Annotated in this window: 14 protein-coding genes and 2 pseudogenes; 8 read left to right on the forward strand and 8 right to left on the reverse strand. The window is 42.6% G+C overall.

Annotated features, from left to right (window positions below; translation table 11 throughout):
- Positions 1-341: 341 nt before the first annotated feature.
- The 4 genes and pseudogenes from F6K37_RS14830 to F6K37_RS14845 form a co-directional block, all read left to right on the forward strand.
- Positions 342-830: pseudogene (locus tag F6K37_RS14830) on the forward strand (ISAs1 family transposase); the annotation flags it as partial.
- Between the two features lie 1142 nt (positions 831-1972).
- Positions 1973-2137 (forward strand): hypothetical protein, encoded by a 165-nt coding sequence (locus tag F6K37_RS14835; protein WP_154659676.1) that lies wholly within the window; start codon positions 1973-1975, stop codon positions 2135-2137.
- 1448 nt (positions 2138-3585) lie between these two features.
- Positions 3586-3999, forward strand: a complete 414-nt coding sequence (locus F6K37_RS14840) for an Hsp20/alpha crystallin family protein (RefSeq protein ID WP_008179705.1) — start codon at positions 3586-3588, stop codon at positions 3997-3999.
- A 133-nt stretch (positions 4000-4132) separates the two neighbouring features.
- The gene (locus F6K37_RS14845; RefSeq protein WP_267871984.1) at positions 4133-4261 is read left to right on the forward strand and encodes a hypothetical protein; all 129 of its coding nucleotides are present in this window, start codon (positions 4133-4135) and stop codon (positions 4259-4261) included.
- 94 nt (positions 4262-4355) lie between these two features.
- Here F6K37_RS14845 and F6K37_RS14850 read toward each other — a convergent pair whose 3' ends face one another.
- Positions 4356-4652, reverse strand: a complete 297-nt coding sequence (locus F6K37_RS14850; protein WP_008179706.1) for a DUF2470 domain-containing protein — start codon at positions 4650-4652, stop codon at positions 4356-4358.
- Positions 4653-5484: 832 nt separating this feature from the next.
- Here F6K37_RS14850 and F6K37_RS14855 point away from each other — a divergent pair.
- Together F6K37_RS14855 and F6K37_RS14860 are read left to right on the forward strand one after the other, a co-directional pair.
- Entirely contained in the window at positions 5485-6675 is a 1191-nt protein-coding gene (locus F6K37_RS14855; protein WP_008179707.1) for a HetZ-related protein 2, read from the forward strand.
- A 253-nt stretch (positions 6676-6928) separates the two neighbouring features.
- Positions 6929-7378, forward strand: coding sequence for a hypothetical protein (locus F6K37_RS14860; RefSeq protein WP_008179708.1), 450 nt, complete (start codon positions 6929-6931; stop codon positions 7376-7378).
- Between the two features lie 27 nt (positions 7379-7405).
- On the opposite strand, the gene F6K37_RS14865 is transcribed toward F6K37_RS14860, so the two are convergent.
- Positions 7406-7870, reverse strand: a complete 465-nt coding sequence (locus F6K37_RS14865) for a CAAD domain-containing protein (protein WP_008179709.1) — start codon at positions 7868-7870, stop codon at positions 7406-7408.
- Positions 7871-8143: 273 nt separating this feature from the next.
- On the opposite strand from F6K37_RS14865, the gene rpe reads away from it, so the two are divergent.
- Complete coding sequence (rpe, locus tag F6K37_RS14870; RefSeq protein ID WP_287250969.1) at positions 8144-8851, forward strand: ribulose-phosphate 3-epimerase; 708 nt, start codon at positions 8144-8146, stop codon at positions 8849-8851.
- A gap of 229 nt (positions 8852-9080) precedes the next feature.
- On the opposite strand, the gene F6K37_RS14875 is transcribed toward rpe, so the two are convergent.
- The 6 genes from F6K37_RS14875 to F6K37_RS14900 all read right to left on the reverse strand — a co-directional run bounded on the left by F6K37_RS14875 (position 9081) and on the right by F6K37_RS14900 (position 15861).
- Complete coding sequence (locus tag F6K37_RS14875) at positions 9081-10562, reverse strand: family 10 glycosylhydrolase (RefSeq protein ID WP_287250970.1); 1482 nt, start codon at positions 10560-10562, stop codon at positions 9081-9083.
- Between the two features lie 656 nt (positions 10563-11218).
- A complete protein-coding gene (gene psb27 / locus F6K37_RS14880) occupies positions 11219-11623 on the reverse strand; it encodes a photosystem II protein Psb27 (RefSeq protein WP_008179714.1) in 405 nt (134 codons plus the stop codon).
- A gap of 203 nt (positions 11624-11826) precedes the next feature.
- Positions 11827-12657: a phosphate ABC transporter ATP-binding protein PstB gene (pstB, locus tag F6K37_RS14885; RefSeq protein ID WP_044492288.1), complete on the reverse strand. Its 831-nt coding sequence runs from the start codon at positions 12655-12657 to the stop codon at positions 11827-11829.
- Between the two features lie 97 nt (positions 12658-12754).
- On the reverse strand, positions 12755-13663 hold the full coding sequence (gene pstA / locus F6K37_RS14890; RefSeq protein WP_287250972.1) for a phosphate ABC transporter permease PstA: 909 nt from the start codon (positions 13661-13663) through the stop codon (positions 12755-12757).
- Positions 13663-14604 (reverse strand): phosphate ABC transporter permease subunit PstC, encoded by a 942-nt coding sequence (gene pstC, locus F6K37_RS14895; RefSeq protein WP_287250973.1) that lies wholly within the window; start codon positions 14602-14604, stop codon positions 13663-13665. The genes pstA and pstC overlap by 1 nt, the downstream gene beginning before the upstream one ends.
- Positions 14605-14868: 264 nt before the next feature.
- On the reverse strand, positions 14869-15861 hold the full coding sequence (locus F6K37_RS14900) for a PstS family phosphate ABC transporter substrate-binding protein (RefSeq protein WP_502887746.1): 993 nt from the start codon (positions 15859-15861) through the stop codon (positions 14869-14871).
- A gap of 194 nt (positions 15862-16055) precedes the next feature.
- Between F6K37_RS14900 and F6K37_RS14905 the strand changes: the two are divergent.
- Positions 16056-16243 (forward strand): annotated as a pseudogene (locus tag F6K37_RS14905) (biotin synthase BioB); the annotation flags it as partial.

The following is a 16243-nucleotide window of genomic DNA, read 5'->3' on the forward strand; positions in this document are numbered from 1 at the left end:
CAGGGTTATTTCATTCTGGATCTAGGTAACGAGTTTACAGTCTTTCAGCCATCACTAACCGGAATTATCGAAGGCTGAAAAGACGTATCCTCGTAAATGCATAAAATATTGCAATTTAGAATGAAACAGCCCTGCCACCCTCCCCACACTTACCACCCTCCCCACACTTCTTTTAGTTATAGATTTACAAATATGAGATGCACCCTATTACCTCAGGGTAAGCTCATATAATTTTGTATAAAATGTACTTTACAAAACTATTCAAGTATCCTCCTAGACCAAAAATTAAAGTCAAACTATAATCAAGTTTTAATCTGAGTTTAAAAACGGATAAATAGCAAATGATTAAGGGTTTTGTTTCTCAATTAAAAACCCAAATAAACTTTGAATGTAAACAAGTAAAAAGCCAACAGTTAAACTCCATCAATGCTATCGAATCTAACTTATTAAGTTATGTCGAATATATCGAAGAGCCTAGAGTCCAAAGAACTCAAAAACACCTCCTAAAAGATATTTTAGTAATCGCTATTTTAGCCGTCATTGGAGGTGCAGAGGGCTGGGAGGACATGGAAAATTATGGGATTGCCAAACAACAATGGTTAGAATAATTCTTAGACTTACCCAATGGTATCCCCAGTGATGATACTTTTCGACGAGTTTTTGTTCGCGCAGCGTCTCCGAAGGAGAAAAGAATTCATCCCGATGCTTTAGAACAATGTTTGGCTAAATGGCTTCAAAGTATGCTCGGTTCGATTGCTGGATAGATTGTTCCTATAGATGGGAAAAGTCTCAGAGGTTCTTATGACCGTAATCAAGGAGTAAAAGCCCTGGGGGGGCGACAAGCGCCCTGTAACCCTTGATATATCTGAAATTGAGCGAATTATGGTAAAAAAAGATAGGCCATAACTTGTCAATACGACCAATAAGATTGAAAATGCTACCATAATTATATCAAAAACATCTAAAAAATCTACTTTCTAAATCTCAATTATTGTTTTTTTACCTTATAATAAGAATTAGACAAGACCCCAAAAATATCAAAATTAAAAAAATTGCAGAGTCACTCCCTTTACCCATTCAATTTAACTCACGACGTAAAAAACTACAGAGATTTTTATCTTTGCAAGTATTTGAGGTCAAATATTTGTGGTTTCCAATTATTCGAGAATGGATAAATCAAACATGTACGTGCATAGCAAAAAATCTATTTAGCTATCGATAGAACTAATTGGTTTGAAGTTACCGTAAGACAGTTGAGCCTTTAATGTCGGCAGGCTATGAGTAAAAGGGTTAAATCTTGTAAATAAGGCTCAACGTAATCAGGTTTCGTCCGGAAAAACTATAATTTGTTAATGATTAGTATCATTTATAAAAACCGAGCAATTCCTAAGGTGCGCTTGACCTTGGCGAATTAAATTCGCCACGGGTCGCACCTGTTTATTTTGAACTTCTATCAAAGTTGGTATCAAGCAATATTTCAGAGACGAAACCTTGAACAGGGTCGCCTTATTACAAAAGAGTTAACCCTTTTATGCATAACCGATTACCCATAAATGCTCCACTGTTCTACGGTAACTTCAAGAGCAAAAACAAATAATTTTAAATATTATAGGGCTATTTTATAACTATCAAATTCTGGTTTTAGGAGACCGAGATTTTTGTTCGGTTAAATTGGCTCAATGGCTAGATACACAAGGGTTGATTTTTTTTTATACTAAAATAATCGTGATTGAACTAAAAAATTCTGGTTTGTTTTCCTTAAAGAATTGTGGATAAAAACCGGTAATATCTTTATTTATTGAAAATGTAAAAGTTACAAATGCCAAAAAAGTTAAAGGATTTAGTGTCGCCTGTAAATGGAAAAAGAGTTATCGAAAATATGTGACAAAAGAAGGTTGGTTTATCCTAACAAACATGAACAGTAATTGTGAGGCGATTGCTGCCTATAAAAAGCGATGCAGAGGTGCGACCCGTGGCGAATTTAATTCGCCTACGGAAAACGCACCATTACGGTCTTGGGGGTCTCCACGGGGCAAACAGCGGTGCGGACGCAGGTTCCGCACACAGACCCAAAACCATGAGCGACTGCCGTGGTTCCCCCCACTCGCTATTGCATCAAGACAGGTATGAGAGCTAGGTCGCTTATACAGTCTACTTTTTAGCTCTAATGTCGCCCCCCCAAGATGTCTACAGACCTACTTTTTTTAACCATAAAATGGTACAACCTTTACATAGCAAGCATTTGAGCCTGTTTCGTCACCCCGTCAGCGATTTTCCCAGATGATTCCGATGAATGTCATGATTTTCGGGATTTTCGGGATTCTCAGCCTGAAGAGTTTCAAAAGCTTTGGTGAACCGAGTTTGGGAAGATTCCTGGCTGGTTGGAGAAGTCGGGAATCTCAACCAGGGTAAACGCCTATAATTTGGTATAAATTGTAACATAAAAAATTTAATTAACTCAATTTTTTTTTAAGTCGAATAAATCGAATCCTAAAGCAGTTTTTTTGTTCTATTTCAACGAATTTTCCGCTGACTTTGAACAAAAATCACAGGAGCATTTGCTTACGCAACGAGGGAGCATCCCATTTTGGAAACAATATTACCCAAAGCAACGATATTTCAAGGGTTTCAGCCCCCTAAAAAGAGCTAACGTGCCAAATTGGGATGCTCCCCGCAACGAGAATTTCCAGATCTCTCAAATCCACCAAGGATAACACGGCAAATAATTGAGCAATGTTTCGGGCTTGTTGACAATCAACCGATCGATTATAGATTTTTGATACTATTGTTTATTTTTTTGATGTAATTTTTGATACAAATTTTGAGGCGTTTACCCGGGAATCTCAACCCTAGTTGCGAACGCGCCCCGCTTGACCTACGGTCAATCGCTTTTAGCGTGGCCTACGGCCAATCGCGCAGCGGCTTGGAGCATCGCATTTCTCTAGTTTTATCTGCCACAGACAAGTGACAGGATCCGCAATTTTAGGCATTTGGGGAAATCTTTGAGTATTTCATTTAGCGGTTCTCATATTAATGCGGTACACAGGATTTTTTTACCTATTCCCTATGGCGTATTCCCTATGGCGTATTCCCAACCCATGCCAAGTTACCTGATCCGAAGTTCCTTATGCCCTGTCTTGATGCATCAATAGCTAATTAGGCCATGATAGAGTGTTTGATCAAGGCTCTGATTATTAAAAATATTAAATTAGTATTAAAAATATTAAACAACTTTGCCAAAGCGTCCAGCAGTTTTCATAAGATTAAGTTATAATAGAGATATTATAAATAAATACTCATAATTAGATCTCAAAAAATAGATCTCAAAAATAGATAGATCTCAAAAAAGTAGATCTCAAAAGAGTAAAATCTGCTCACCGCAGCCCAAACAGTAAAATCAGATACTAAAATCAGCACCCCGGTTGTGCATAGACGGGGCTTCCAAACATCCCAAGATTTTCTGTGAATCAATTCCTGCCAGTCTGGAACTTTCTTCTATCTAGAGTGTGGCTAGTTGGGCAACAATAAACTGGGCGGAAATTAGAAGTGAAGGTTAAAAAAACTGGATAGTTGGAGATAACCATGATGGCTATTACTCGTTCGGAACATCTGCCAGATCTAGAAAGTGTGCATCGGGAACTCAACCGCCGACTCACCCATTTCATGAATAGCGGCGAGGGAGGATTTCCAGGGATGACGTTTATGCCCTATGCAGAGATCGAGGAAACTCCTAAAGCGGTTTACCTGACACTAGAAATTCCAGGCATGGAAGCCAAAGACCTTGATGTTGAACTGACCGAAGACTCTGTTTGCATCAGTGGCGAGCGCAAGTCAGCAGCTAGGACTAAAGGAATAGGTATGGTACGCTCGGAACTACGCTATGGGAAATTCAAACGGGTTATTCCAATACCAGCCAAGATTAACAGAAATCAGGTTGAAGCTGAATATCACAACGGCATGCTGAAACTAACCCTGCCTAAAGGGTTAGTAAACAGCTAGAGAAAATGTTGCAGAGTCTACCAAAAACTCTTATTATTTGTTAGACTTAAATTAGGGTAACACCGACAGGGATTATTATGTAACTTAAATTAAAGCCGAAAACCAAGGGTTTAATAGTTGCGCTGTAATCCCGGTGGAACGAACTTTTTTGACATTTTTATGGCGCTCGCGGGATATTCCTGAGGGCTTTGGGAGATACCCCCTGGATGCGATCGCATCTTGCCTTGGCGAGCTAGAGTTTACCTTTGGTAGATTATGGTAGCTAAAAAGTATCGGTAAGCGTAAATCTTCAACCTTTTCAGGGAGTGAAAGTCAGTGACCTGAGGGGGTGACAACAAGCCTAACAATGGTGCTTGTCACCCCTTCAGGTTGCTTATTGACTGCCTTGCCTGTTTGATCATGTCAATTAAGGTGTAGTGAGCATCTTCAGAATCTTTAAGTACATGATCAAACGTAATGCGCACAGTGGAAGACTCCCCCTTAACTTTTGTGATGATCGTCATGCCTTGAGCATCAATGGAAACCATTTCTGCTTCTTCTGTATCAGGGGAATTACCGAAAGTCTGAGCATACAGTGCCACAGCATCAGCATGATCATCGTTCATGTGCTTACAAATGCGATCGCTTACCTCAGGAGACAATGGGTCAGACATGATTAACTGAACAAGTATAGTGATCAAAACAAGTATCTTTATCAAGATATCAGGTTTCCCTTCTCAAAACAGTCAGGAATTACCCAGCTGAAACGAAAAATTAAGGTTTTAGGCAATAGGTAACCGCCAACGGCGAACGGGGATATCAGAATTACAGACCTTTGACAGGTCTGGGTGGATATACTGTCTATGGGGAACTCCTGATTTCCTTATTAGCAGTTGACTAGCTTGGAGGATAGAATTCATAGGCACAGCGGTAATTCCAACCTGTGTAAAATTCCGAGGGTGCCTGTTTCAGCATCAAGTTAGCTGATCTGATGGGTGTTTTCTGATATATTCATTATTAGGTATGAGCATTTCCTCTGATTCAAGAAGGTATGTTAAATAGTAATCCCTAAGGTCAAGAGCTACCGGGATATCGGGTGTACTCAGCTAAATCGTCAGGGTTAGATTATCAGGGTAGACGACTCAGTTAAACACCTTTACACTAAAAGCTTGATAAATACTTATGAAGATACTGTGACGGTATATCAATTGGCTGCTATCAGCATAATTCATATCATTCTCAGTGATATCTAAATAGTGGTGCTTACCCTAGTTTACGAAGGTAAAACTTGCTGGGTGTCCCAGAAGTATATTTAGGGCTTGTGATCTAGAACACATCTAAAAGACGATCTAGATCTCCAGACAGGCGTGCTATCTATCATCCTACTGGTGTGACTTTTGTAAGCGTATTTATGGGAGTTTGATCACTTCCAATACCTAGGAATTAGTGGTCAAATAGAAAGCAGTCACTACCCACTTCGAGTGAGTAGAAACAGGGAGGGTTGTCATGCAAACTTTAAAACAGGGATCCAAGGAGTGCAATGTCATGGCAAAGTTGGCGGACAAACTGGAAAGAGAATGGCAGTCCCGCTTGTTGAGTGACTGTCCAAACCAAAATCCAGCCATCAGCTCCAGTATTGTACAGTGGTTAATTGGAGAAGATAAAGAGGGGTTTGACACTCTCACTCAGAGCAAACTGGCAATCGCTGTCCAAGCCATGGAGTATCGTTACAGAATTTTGCAACAGCGTTACTTGGGGGTGCCACCAGAACGTTCCTATCGCAATTTGACCACCCGCTTAGCCAGTCTAGTTACCTTACGCAATAAAATCCGCACTTGGGTGTCCCTAAGTCGCGATCGCCAAAGGGCTGTGGTGGATGTTCTCCAAGAAGTGATTCAGGAATTATTAAATAGCGATCGCTATATCCAAAAGCAAATTGCCTGGATTAGACAATGTACCTTCGAAGAACCGCTGCGCAATGCTTTATTATTAACTACTCTTGAAGAGTATTGTCTGCGCCCGATTCGCAACCAGCCCTTAGTTGTCTATCGGTTTGTCAACTTTCTGCGTCGGTCTCAACGTGGCGGGATGACCCATGTGCCGGAAGGAGACATGGTACGTTTAGTGTCAGAGTCAATCAATCCGGAAGGGGAAACCGATGCCCCAGTGAGTCTATTGGATAACCAAGCCATTACTAATTATCAACATAAGCAGGCTTGGGAAGAGAAACAAAGCCTAAGGATGTCCGTATCTAAGGAATTTGAGGCTTACTTAGAGAAAAACTTAGGGTCTGAGGCGGCCCTTTGGCTGCGACTTTACTTGCAAGGTCAATCTCAAGAGGCGATCGCTCGTCGCCTAAATTGGCCGATCAAGAAGGTCTATCGTCTACGGGAAAAAATTAGTTACCATGCCATTCGTGTCTTTTCCATCAATGGGGTAAAAGGCAAACCAGACTTAGTAGCAAGTTGGCTGGAAACATCCTATACTGAGCACAGTTTTGGACTAACCCCAAGGCAATGGCAAGAATATCAGCAAAAACTGACCCCTGAGCAACAGCAGTTGCTGGATAAGTTGAAAGCTGGTCATACCTTCGAAGCGATCGCTAACGATCTTAACTGGAGAAGTAACCAGGTGATGGGTGAATGGAACAAACTCTATCTAGCAGCTCAAGCCCTGCGCAGTGCTTCGGCAAGTTGAGGTTTGAATTTTATTATCCAATAAATCGCGCTAATTTATAAATAAGTGATAGGTATTAATTAGTATAGCTACAAGGAGCTACAGCCAAAAAACACTAATTTACTGTCATCAAAAAAAATGGGTCTGAAACCCCGTCCTTCTAGGAGACGAAACCTTAGGGAGTGGAGCCTTATTACAAAAGACTTAACCCTTTTACCCATAGCAGACTAACCATAAAGGCTCAACTCCCTTACGGTAACTTCAACGGACGGCTTTGTGCTATAATAGCAGAAGACGCAATGACCCGAAAAGGAAGGGTGAAACTCCCAGCAGTGGGACGCCTTGGTTAAATGGTAGTTACTCGAAATGGGGACTCGGTCTAAGACTCCAATTCCAGCCCAATGCCACGCAAGAGGCGCGACCCCGTAATTTAATTCGCCTAGGAGGCGTGCGCCTGAGTCTTTTTGGAAAGCGAATCAAAGTACTTAAAAAAAAAGTAGACTCAATGACATTTCTGTCGGAGAGAGTAGAGGCAATTGGCACCGCCAATTGGACTATCAACCCCATGTTGGTAGTTGTTACGAGCAATGCCCCAAAAGGGTACCTCCGCGCTTTGAATCCTCGCGCCTTTAGGCCGGGGAGTGTCAAACTAATTTACTGCAATAGGGTATGGAAACCAATTGAGACGATTGTCCATGCCCTATTTTTTTTACTCCTCACCTGACAAGGGCTAATGCCACCACACTAGTTATCACTTTTTAGCTATAAACTGACCTTTAAGGGATTGAATCTCCCCTGATAATTCTTGGCGTGTTTCGACTTTGAGTAGATAACGAGCTACAAACCAGATAGTATAGCCAATACCCACTAATTCAAACAACGGTGCCATCAGGGGAATATCGTTAATTGCATCCAGCACCGCCAAAGTGATCTTAACAGTCATGAACCCAGCGAGCAAAAGACCAATGGTAAGCAAGGGTTTTTGGTAATTGCTAACAAATCCGCCGATATATTCCGGCAATTGTGACAAAATGTCTGTAAGAGTTTGCAACCATTCCTGCCACGGTTGGGTGAGTTCTGGCTCAGGAGCAGTGAGTTTGGCTATAGCACCAGGTTGATCAACTTTGAGGTCTACTTTCAGCTGTTTTTCATCCTCAAGGGTAGTTTCATTGGTGCTGCTTTGAGTATATGCAGATGCTTGGGGATTTGACGTCATATTTCCTCCAAAATTCTATTAAAGCAGGATATTCTATCGTTTGAGTAAGGCAGCTGCATAAGAGTACAGACTGACTAACTGTTGCCCATGTTATCAAAAGTTTCATAATGACCTGCTAGAGGTAAGCATCCGTAGGTATGGGGTGATTTATAGCCAACTGGTCACCATCCCACTGGTCCCCAAATAGCTCAGCAGCACAACAACTGGTTAGGGAAAATCTAAAGATTTTGTTAAAATACTGAAAAATAAGCTTCCAGGAGAACACCTCCAATCATGAGCAACACCCTATCCCAAAAGCAAGTTGTTATTTCCCCTTCTATCCTGTCAGCTGATTTTAGCCGACTGGGAGAAGAAATTAAGGCTGTGGATGCCGCAGGCGCTGATTGGATTCATGTTGATGTCATGGATGGTAGATTTGTCCCTAACATCACCATTGGTCCTCTAGTTGTTAAAGCCATTCGCCCGATTACCGAAAAGCCACTGGATGTCCACTTGATGATTGTGGAACCAGAAAAGTATGTGGCAGACTTTGCTCAGGCAGGCGCTGACATTATATCTGTTCATGCTGAACACAATGCTTCACCCCATCTGCACCGCACTCTGTGTCAGATTAAAGAATTGGGTAAGCAAGCAGGTGTTGTACTTAACCCCTCCTCATCCTTGGATTTAATTGAGTACGTCCTAGAAGTCTGTGACTTGATCCTGATTATGAGCGTCAATCCTGGCTTTGGTGGTCAAAGCTTTATCAAAGAAGTTGTGCCAAAAATCCGCAAACTGCGTCAGATGTGTGATGAGCGTGGTCTTTCTCCCTGGATTGAAGTTGATGGGGGACTCAAGGTTAACAATACCTGGCAAGTGCTAGAAGCCGGAGCGAATGCGATTGTGGCTGGCTCGGCTGTATTCAAGGCACCAGATTACGCAGAGGCAATTAGCGGTATTCGTAACAGCAAGCGTCCTGAACCCGAGTTAGTAATTGCCTAATCGGAACGATCCCGATTAGGCAAATCTTAATCAGAGGTCGAGGGGCTGATAAGAGTAGGTTTTTAACAAAGACTTGAGTATAGGGTGTAGGGTGTGTCGAAGCGATTCAGCGCCTTCATGAGGGGGTTGGGGTTGGGTTTGACCCTGATCTAAAAAACCTACTCCCCACTCCCTACTCCCTACTCCCTACTCCCCTAAGGTCATAAGTACCTCAGCCAATTGAGAACTGCTATAATCTGCAAAACTTTCGCTCGCGGTCAAATTCTGGATTTTGCCAAGAGAAGGCAAAATGGCTGACTGAGTTAATTTGTGGTGTCACTCGGCGCAATGCCTGCATCTGGTTTTCTAGGGAAGGACGATTTTTTATAGATCTTCCCCAAGTTCCTGCTAATGCTGGTTTTACGTCTGTTTCCGACGATGCCCACTTAAACACCCGTTTGACTAAATTAGCAATACAACCGGTGTGACCACAAACACCATAAGACATGGGATGCCATTCCAGGGAACGAGGAAAATGTTCCCAAGGCTGTAGTCGGGAATCATAACCCATGCGACCTACAACTTGGTTGCCATCGGGGAAAAACACTGCACCGGCTTGTACCCCAGCTCGCTCTGCTGCTAATTCGCCTAATTTGAGAAAGTCTAATATCCCCTGAGCCGCGTGAGCAACACTTAGTTGCCACAACTGCCATTGTATAGTTCGAGTACTCTCTCTTGGGGAAGGAGTGCGACCTTGCCAGAGGGGGGTTTGTTCATCAGGGTAGAGCTTTTTGACAGCTTTTATATCCCTAGTGCTAATGGAACCCTTACTCAGATAGCGCCGAATTAGCTCCTTACCTTGATTGTTACCAGCCCGTTGATATAGGGCTTGCTTAGCTGCATCACTGTAAATCCAAAGATCCTTGACACTGCTGGCCACAGACTGGGAACCTGAACCACGGGGATAGCGAATGTAGTCGAATAAAATCCCATCGGGGCGTCGCTTTAATACACCCTTAAGCATCTCATAGTAGTCTACCTGGGCTTGTCGGTTGTAAGGGTCGATAAATACTTGAGAGCCATCCTTAACTACAGACAAACTTGTCTCTCCTCGACCATTGCGGGCAAGAATCTGTTGGCGCTCGGCACGATGACCGTAGGTATAACCAAAATTCATCGTAAACATCCAGGCATATACCTGCAAACCCCGTTCACGACCTTTTTGAATCGCCTGGGCTAATAAATCTACGTTCTCAGTCCCCGGTTGTTGTATGACTGACGGCCAAGGAGTACGATTATCTGCCTTTGGTAACAGGACGCGACCATCGTAAAATACTTCAACGTAGACTTGATTGTAGCCTTGGTTCACAATACGGTCTAGGGTTTCCTCAAGGGCTCCAGGACGAGCATCACAGGGATATAAGCGCACCCAAATTGCTTGATTTTGCGGCCAGGTTTGGGAACGACACTGCTGTAAGAAACTGGCGTGTGCCTGGATAATGGTTTGGTAGCTGATTTTAGAGTCTGAGTTATTCTTTAAGGAATTAACTCTTAAGCTTTCTTTTTGAGCGATCGCTTCCTGAGTAAAGTGGCAATAAGCTTTTGTTTTTGCCTCAGCTGTTGGTACCAACCAACACTGACTCAACAGACTACTTCCTACTGCAAGGGCGGCAATCAAGCTACGATGTAGACCTTGCCGGTGTTGCCTCCGTTTACCAAAACTGTTATACATTCCTAGAAACACTACAAAAGAACAGAAAGTTAGCCAAAAGCCAGCTAACTCATCCCCGATTGGTTCAATATCTTTGACATCTCCCCCAGGTGCAGCATCAGGGATTCTAAACGGATACTACGAGAGGGTCAGCAAGTCACTAACTCGTTTTCATCCCCGCCGTTATTGCACAGGGGTTTTTAACTATGATTTTTTCTAAAATTAGCTTTAGCTAGTTATGATCTAGTTTAGGGATAGAAAGGGAAACACCAAGGGAGGGGGTAGAGGTAAATCTATAAGTAAATCTATATCGTTTTATTTGATGCATATATCATTAAATTTGTCAACTTTAGATTATACTCCATTAATTATTAGTTAACTAAAGCCCTAGTAGTGATCAACCCTATAATAATTAGTCTAACCCCTAACCGCTAACGGCTGGCATTACCTTTAAAGGTTTTCAGCTCTCTTAGCAACTGTTCCGGAAAATTCTTACTGATTACGAGAGTTAGGGTAGGAGCAGGGAAAGAATTGGCCAATAGTTTTAGATCATCGATAATCCTACCCTCCCTTGCCTGGGATGTTCTCAAGAAACCTGAAGATAGGACAGGTTTATACTGGCAATTTTTTGTTCACCCGGCTTATGCCTCGCCTACAATAGGCGAGGTGTGGACAGCTTAAGCGCCCCGTTTGAGAGAACGCTCGACTTGGGAAAATTCCTGCTCTAGACGATCCTTCACCTTTTTCGGTAAAGGGCGATTGGGATAGGAACTGTAGTAACCAGCCAAGGAATTGACAGCAGTTCGCATGGTAGTGAAGGAATTGAGGGTAGACACAGATCTATCTCTGCGGTAGCGCGAGGCATAGTCATTCATCAGTAGAGTGGCTTTTTCACGAATTGCCGTCTTATCTGGTGAATCTTCTGGTAATTCAAGGGCTTGTCTTAATTCTTGTAGAGCAGTTATTGTATCCTGACGGTAATCTCCTGTTAAGCCTGTACCACTTGAGGCACAACCAGTTAAACCGATAACCATAACCAGTACCAGGGCAATAAAACCTGATAAGTAGCGCTTTATTAGCATGATTGACATCAAATCCAATTTTATAATCAGATTTGATCCTATCTTGAATTGGTACTGGGGGGAGCATCCCCATCAGAAAAAAAAATCCCACGGGCGTGTTGCCATGGAATGTGTAGTCTCAGATCAAATCTGCCACGAGTTGGGTTTGAAACACAAGGTTTCGCTACATTTCGCCCCATTTTAGGGCAAAATGTGAGGGGGATTTAGCCGAAACGCCCACTAACATAGTCCCTGGTGGCTTCCTGCTGAGGATTTTGGAAGATGACTTCAGTTCTATTGAACTCTACTAAATAGCCTTGTTTACCACCTGTTTCCGTTGCCCTAGCGTTATAGAAAGCTGTCATGTCTGCTACTCGGGTAGCTTGTTGCATGTTGTGGGTAACGATAACAATGGTGTATTTTTCTTTCAGCTCGTGCATTAGTTCTTCCACTTTGAGGGTGGAGATGGGGTCAAGAGCGGAGCAAGGTTCATCCATCAACAACACTTCTGGCTTAATGGCTAAGGCGCGAGCAATACACAAACGCTGTTGTTGACCGCCAGATAGAGACAGACCACTCTGTCTTAGTTTATCTTTGACTTCATCCCAGAGGGCAGCTTGTCGGAGACTGCGCTCCACTAATTCATCCATGTCCCCTTGATAGCCATTAATCCGGGCTCCGAAGGCAATATTTTCATAAATGGATTTGGGAAAAGGGTTTGGCTTTTGGAATACCATGCCAATGCGGCGACGTACTTCTTCAATGCTGTTGTCAAACTTTTTATCATAGAGATTTTCCCCATGGAAGGTTATTCTACCTGTCACCCTTGCTCCCGGAATCAGGTCGTTTAAGCGATTAAAACACCGCAACAAGGTGCTTTTTCCACAACCGGAAGGTCCGATAAAGGCAGTAACTTGGTTTTTCGGAATATCTAAATAGACATCTTTGACTGCTAAAAATGATCCATAGTAGACGGAAACTTTTTCAGCCCGTAAAACCGGTTCTTCTACTTCTAAATAAGAACTTGTGGACTCGATAACTTGGTTGGTATTCATAGTTAAATCATCTGTGTAATTGTTAACTTTTGAAATCAAAACTGAAAACTTTTCCATTCCTTTGAATCGGTATTTTAATAGTGGGTATTGTAAATTACTATCTATTGGTTTGAAATTTATTGCGCAATAAAATTGCTCCGGCATTCATGACCAACAGCACTACCATCAACATCACAATTCCCGCCGCCGCATTAGTGTGAAAGGCTTGTTGGGGACGAGAGATCCAGTTGTAAATTTGAATTGGCAGTGCAGTAAATGGATCTTGTGGGTTCATTGGCGGCCTGGTAATGAAGCTCAAGGCTCCGATAGTGATCAAAGGAGCAGTTTCCCCAATTGCCCTTGACAGTGCCAAAATAGTTCCTGTCAAGATACCAGGTAAAGCGAGAGGAAAAATATGCTCTCGAATCACTTGCCAGCGAGTTGCTCCTAAGGCATAACCCGCTTGACGCAAACTATTGGGAATTGCTCGTAGACTTTCACGGGTGGCAACAATAATGATAGGCAGAATTAACAACGACAGGGTTAGGGCACCAGTTAGTATGCTCCTACCATTAGTAATGGGAGCCAACCACCGAACAAACACTTGTAAACCCAATAAGCCGTAAATAATTGAAGGTACAGCAGCGAGGTTAGCGATGTTGATTTCAATAATCTGGGTCAATAGGTTGTCAGTGGCATATTCTTCTAAGTAAATAGCCGCCCCTACTCCCAAGGGAAACGATACCATTGCTGTTAGCACCAATAGCCAGACACTACCGATTAAAGGAGGAAAAATACCAGCTTGGTCTGGTTTACGGGAGGGAGGACTGCTGATAAATTGTCCATTAAGCCGGGGCAGACCATCGAGAAAAACATCAATCAGCAATACTGCCAGTATCACTAGCCCAAAAAAGATGGCAAGCCAGGCAGCAATGGCGAGGATTTTATCAAAGTTGTAGCGCTTGGGTAGCGCGAGGTTGAAGTAACCTGGGGAATCGTCTCCTAGAGGTTTTAGGTCTTGTGCCATTAGTCGTATTTCTCCCGAAAGCGACGGACAAACCAAAAGCTAAAGATATTTAGGGCTAAGGTCAGTAAGAACAGGGTCATACCTACGGAAAAAATAGTTTTGTAAGCTAGGGAACCTGCTGGTGTATCTCCCATGCTGACCTGAACGATATAGGCTGTCATGGTCATCACTGGTACTAGGGGATTTAGTCCTAAGGTGGGATTTTGACCAGCAGCAATGCTAACAATCATGGTTTCACCCACAGCACGGGAAACCGCTAGTACGAAGGAAGCAACAATTCCAGATAATGCTGCTGGTATTACTACTCCGATAATAGTTTCTCGTTTAGTTGCCCCCAAGGCATAAGCACCTTGTCTTAAACTATTGGGTACAGCATAGATAGCATCTTCACTGAGGGAAGCTATCATAGGAATAATGGCTATTCCTAAAACAATCCCAGCGCTTAAGGCATTGAATCCTTGTAAATCTGGAATAAATCTTTTTAAGAAGGGGCTAACTACCATCAGAGCGAAGTAACCAAATACTACTGTAGGAACCCCTGCTAATATTTCTAGGGCAGGTTTGAGCCAGCGACGGATACCACTAGATGCATATTCACTCAAGTAGATAGCTGCAAGCAATCCCAGAGGTAATGCCACCATCAGCGCGATTACAGAGGTCAGGAAGGTGGCACTAATCAGCACAAAAATGCCAAACTGCGGATTAGCAAACAAGGGAGTCCATGCTTTATCAGTCAGGAATTTCCAGAGTGATACTTCTTGGAAAAATCCTACTGTTTCAAATATTAGGGTTAGAACAATGCCGATGGTAGTTGCGACAGAAACAAAGGCAAAGGTAGCAAAAACTATTTTTACTACCATTTCTACCCGCTTGTTTAACTGCCGGTTTGGTCGAAACATCTCAGAGTCTGACGACTCAAAAGATGGCGGAGTGGTAGTCATTGGTAAAGTTTTAAGTGTGAAGGAGCAAGTGTGTTCACTTGATAGCGTTCTGTAACGGTAGGATGAAGTGCGAAGGATAAAGGATTAAGGATGAAGTGTGAGAAATTAAGTGTGAGGAATCAAGTGTGAGGAATGAAATAATTCTACTTATAAATGTAGTGGTGATATCTATCAAGGTGACTGCGTGACTTAGCAACTTTGTTCTTTCTAGCCTTCATCCTTCATCCTTCATCCTTAAGTTTTTAAGACATCCTTTACTATTCTTTATTTCTCTAATAGCTGTTTCACTTTGGAGCCTTTAGGAGCATTAGCAAAAACAGTACCAACTGTGCCGTCGCTAAAGCGCTTTCTCACCAGCATCATAATGTCTTCTGGCATGGGAACATAGCCAACTTCGGAGATTAATTTGGAATTTTCTGCTGCCAACTGATACTCTACAAACGCTTTAACTTCAGGTCGAGTTGCAGCCTCTTTCTTAACGTAGATAAACTCTGGGCGAGATAGAGGTTTGTAAGTCCCATCAGCAATAGTTGCTGTGCTAGGGGCAACGCAACCAGTTCCTCCATCTATCTCTACTAGTTTGAGTTTATCTTTGTTTTCTTCGTAGTAGGCGTAACCAAAGAAGCCTAGTCCACCCTTATCAGTAGATACCCCTTGCACAATCAAATTGTCATCTTCACTAGCGGTATAATCGCCCCGAGAGCCAACTTTTTTACCAACTATGTTTTCCATAAAGTAGTCATAGGTTCCGGAGTCAGTTCCTGGACCATAAAGTCCTAGTTTGGTATCGGGGAAACCAGGACGAATTTGCTTCCAGTTGTTGATTTTGCCTTGAGCTGCTGGCTCCCAGATTTTTTTGAGTTCAGCGGTTTTTACGCAACTAGCAAAGTTATTTTCTTTGTTAACTACTACAGAAAGTCCATCAAAGGCGATGGGTAATTCGATGTACTCAATTCCTCCCTTCTTGCAAAGTTCTATTTCTGATTCTTTGATCGGACGGGAGCCGTTGGAAATATCCGTTTCTCCAGCACAAAACTTCTTGAATCCACCACCAGTACCAGAGACACCGACGGTAACTTGGATTCCTGGATTGGCTTTCTGGAACTCTTCCGCCATTGCCTCAGAGATGGGAAATACGGTGCTGGAACCATCTACCTTAACTTGAGCTGTCGGGGTTGAACCACCACAGGATGTAATCCCAACACCTAAGGTTGTGATTAATGCTATTGACAATAAATAATTCTTTTGAGACAACATGGAATTGGCTTAATTTTTTTAGGCGTCACAGCCGGAGTTTACCGCTCCACCATAAAGAGTAGGTTAAGCATTGGGTTAAAATTTAATTAAGAAAAGGTTAAATTTATACTTGCTGTAGTATGTTTCACTAGCTAACTTACTCTAAAGTGGTATAGTGAAGGACGCATTGAAAGCTGATATATGTGGGAGATACTGTGGTTCAAGCACCTTTGTCAACTGCTAATGGTTTATCTGTAGGTTTATCAAATACACCAGCAAGTACACCAGCAAGTACACCAGAACAATGCTCAACATCCCTAGCATCCTTGAATGAGTGGCTGCAAAAGCTAACTGAGGGGATTATTGCAGGCGATCGCATTACTAGAGAGCAAGCCTTAGCCCT

Source organism: Moorena sp. SIO4E2 (assembly GCF_010671945.1).
Lineage (GTDB): Bacteria > Cyanobacteriota > Cyanobacteriia > Cyanobacteriales > Coleofasciculaceae > Moorena > Moorena producens.

Coding starts and splice junctions, on each gene's coding strand:
- F6K37_RS14840 (WP_008179705.1), top strand. CDS start 3,586: ATGGCTATTACTCGTTCGGAACATCTGCCAGATCTAGAAAGTGTGCAT.
- F6K37_RS14850 (WP_008179706.1), bottom strand. CDS start 4,652: ATGTCTGACCCATTGTCTCCTGAGGTAAGCGATCGCATTTGTAAGCAC.
- F6K37_RS14855 (WP_008179707.1), top strand. CDS start 5,485: ATGCAAACTTTAAAACAGGGATCCAAGGAGTGCAATGTCATGGCAAAG.
- F6K37_RS14865 (WP_008179709.1), bottom strand. CDS start 7,870: ATGACGTCAAATCCCCAAGCATCTGCATATACTCAAAGCAGCACCAAT.
- rpe (WP_287250969.1), top strand. CDS start 8,144: ATGAGCAACACCCTATCCCAAAAGCAAGTTGTTATTTCCCCTTCTATC.
- F6K37_RS14875 (WP_287250970.1), bottom strand. CDS start 10,562: ATGTATAACAGTTTTGGTAAACGGAGGCAACACCGGCAAGGTCTACAT.
- psb27 (WP_008179714.1), bottom strand. CDS start 11,623: ATGCTAATAAAGCGCTACTTATCAGGTTTTATTGCCCTGGTACTGGTT.
- pstB (WP_044492288.1), bottom strand. CDS start 12,657: ATGAATACCAACCAAGTTATCGAGTCCACAAGTTCTTATTTAGAAGTA.
- pstA (WP_287250972.1), bottom strand. CDS start 13,663: ATGGCACAAGACCTAAAACCTCTAGGAGACGATTCCCCAGGTTACTTC.
- pstC (WP_287250973.1), bottom strand. CDS start 14,604: ATGACTACCACTCCGCCATCTTTTGAGTCGTCAGACTCTGAGATGTTT.
- F6K37_RS14900 (WP_502887746.1), bottom strand. CDS start 15,861: ATGTTGTCTCAAAAGAATTATTTATTGTCAATAGCATTAATCACAACC.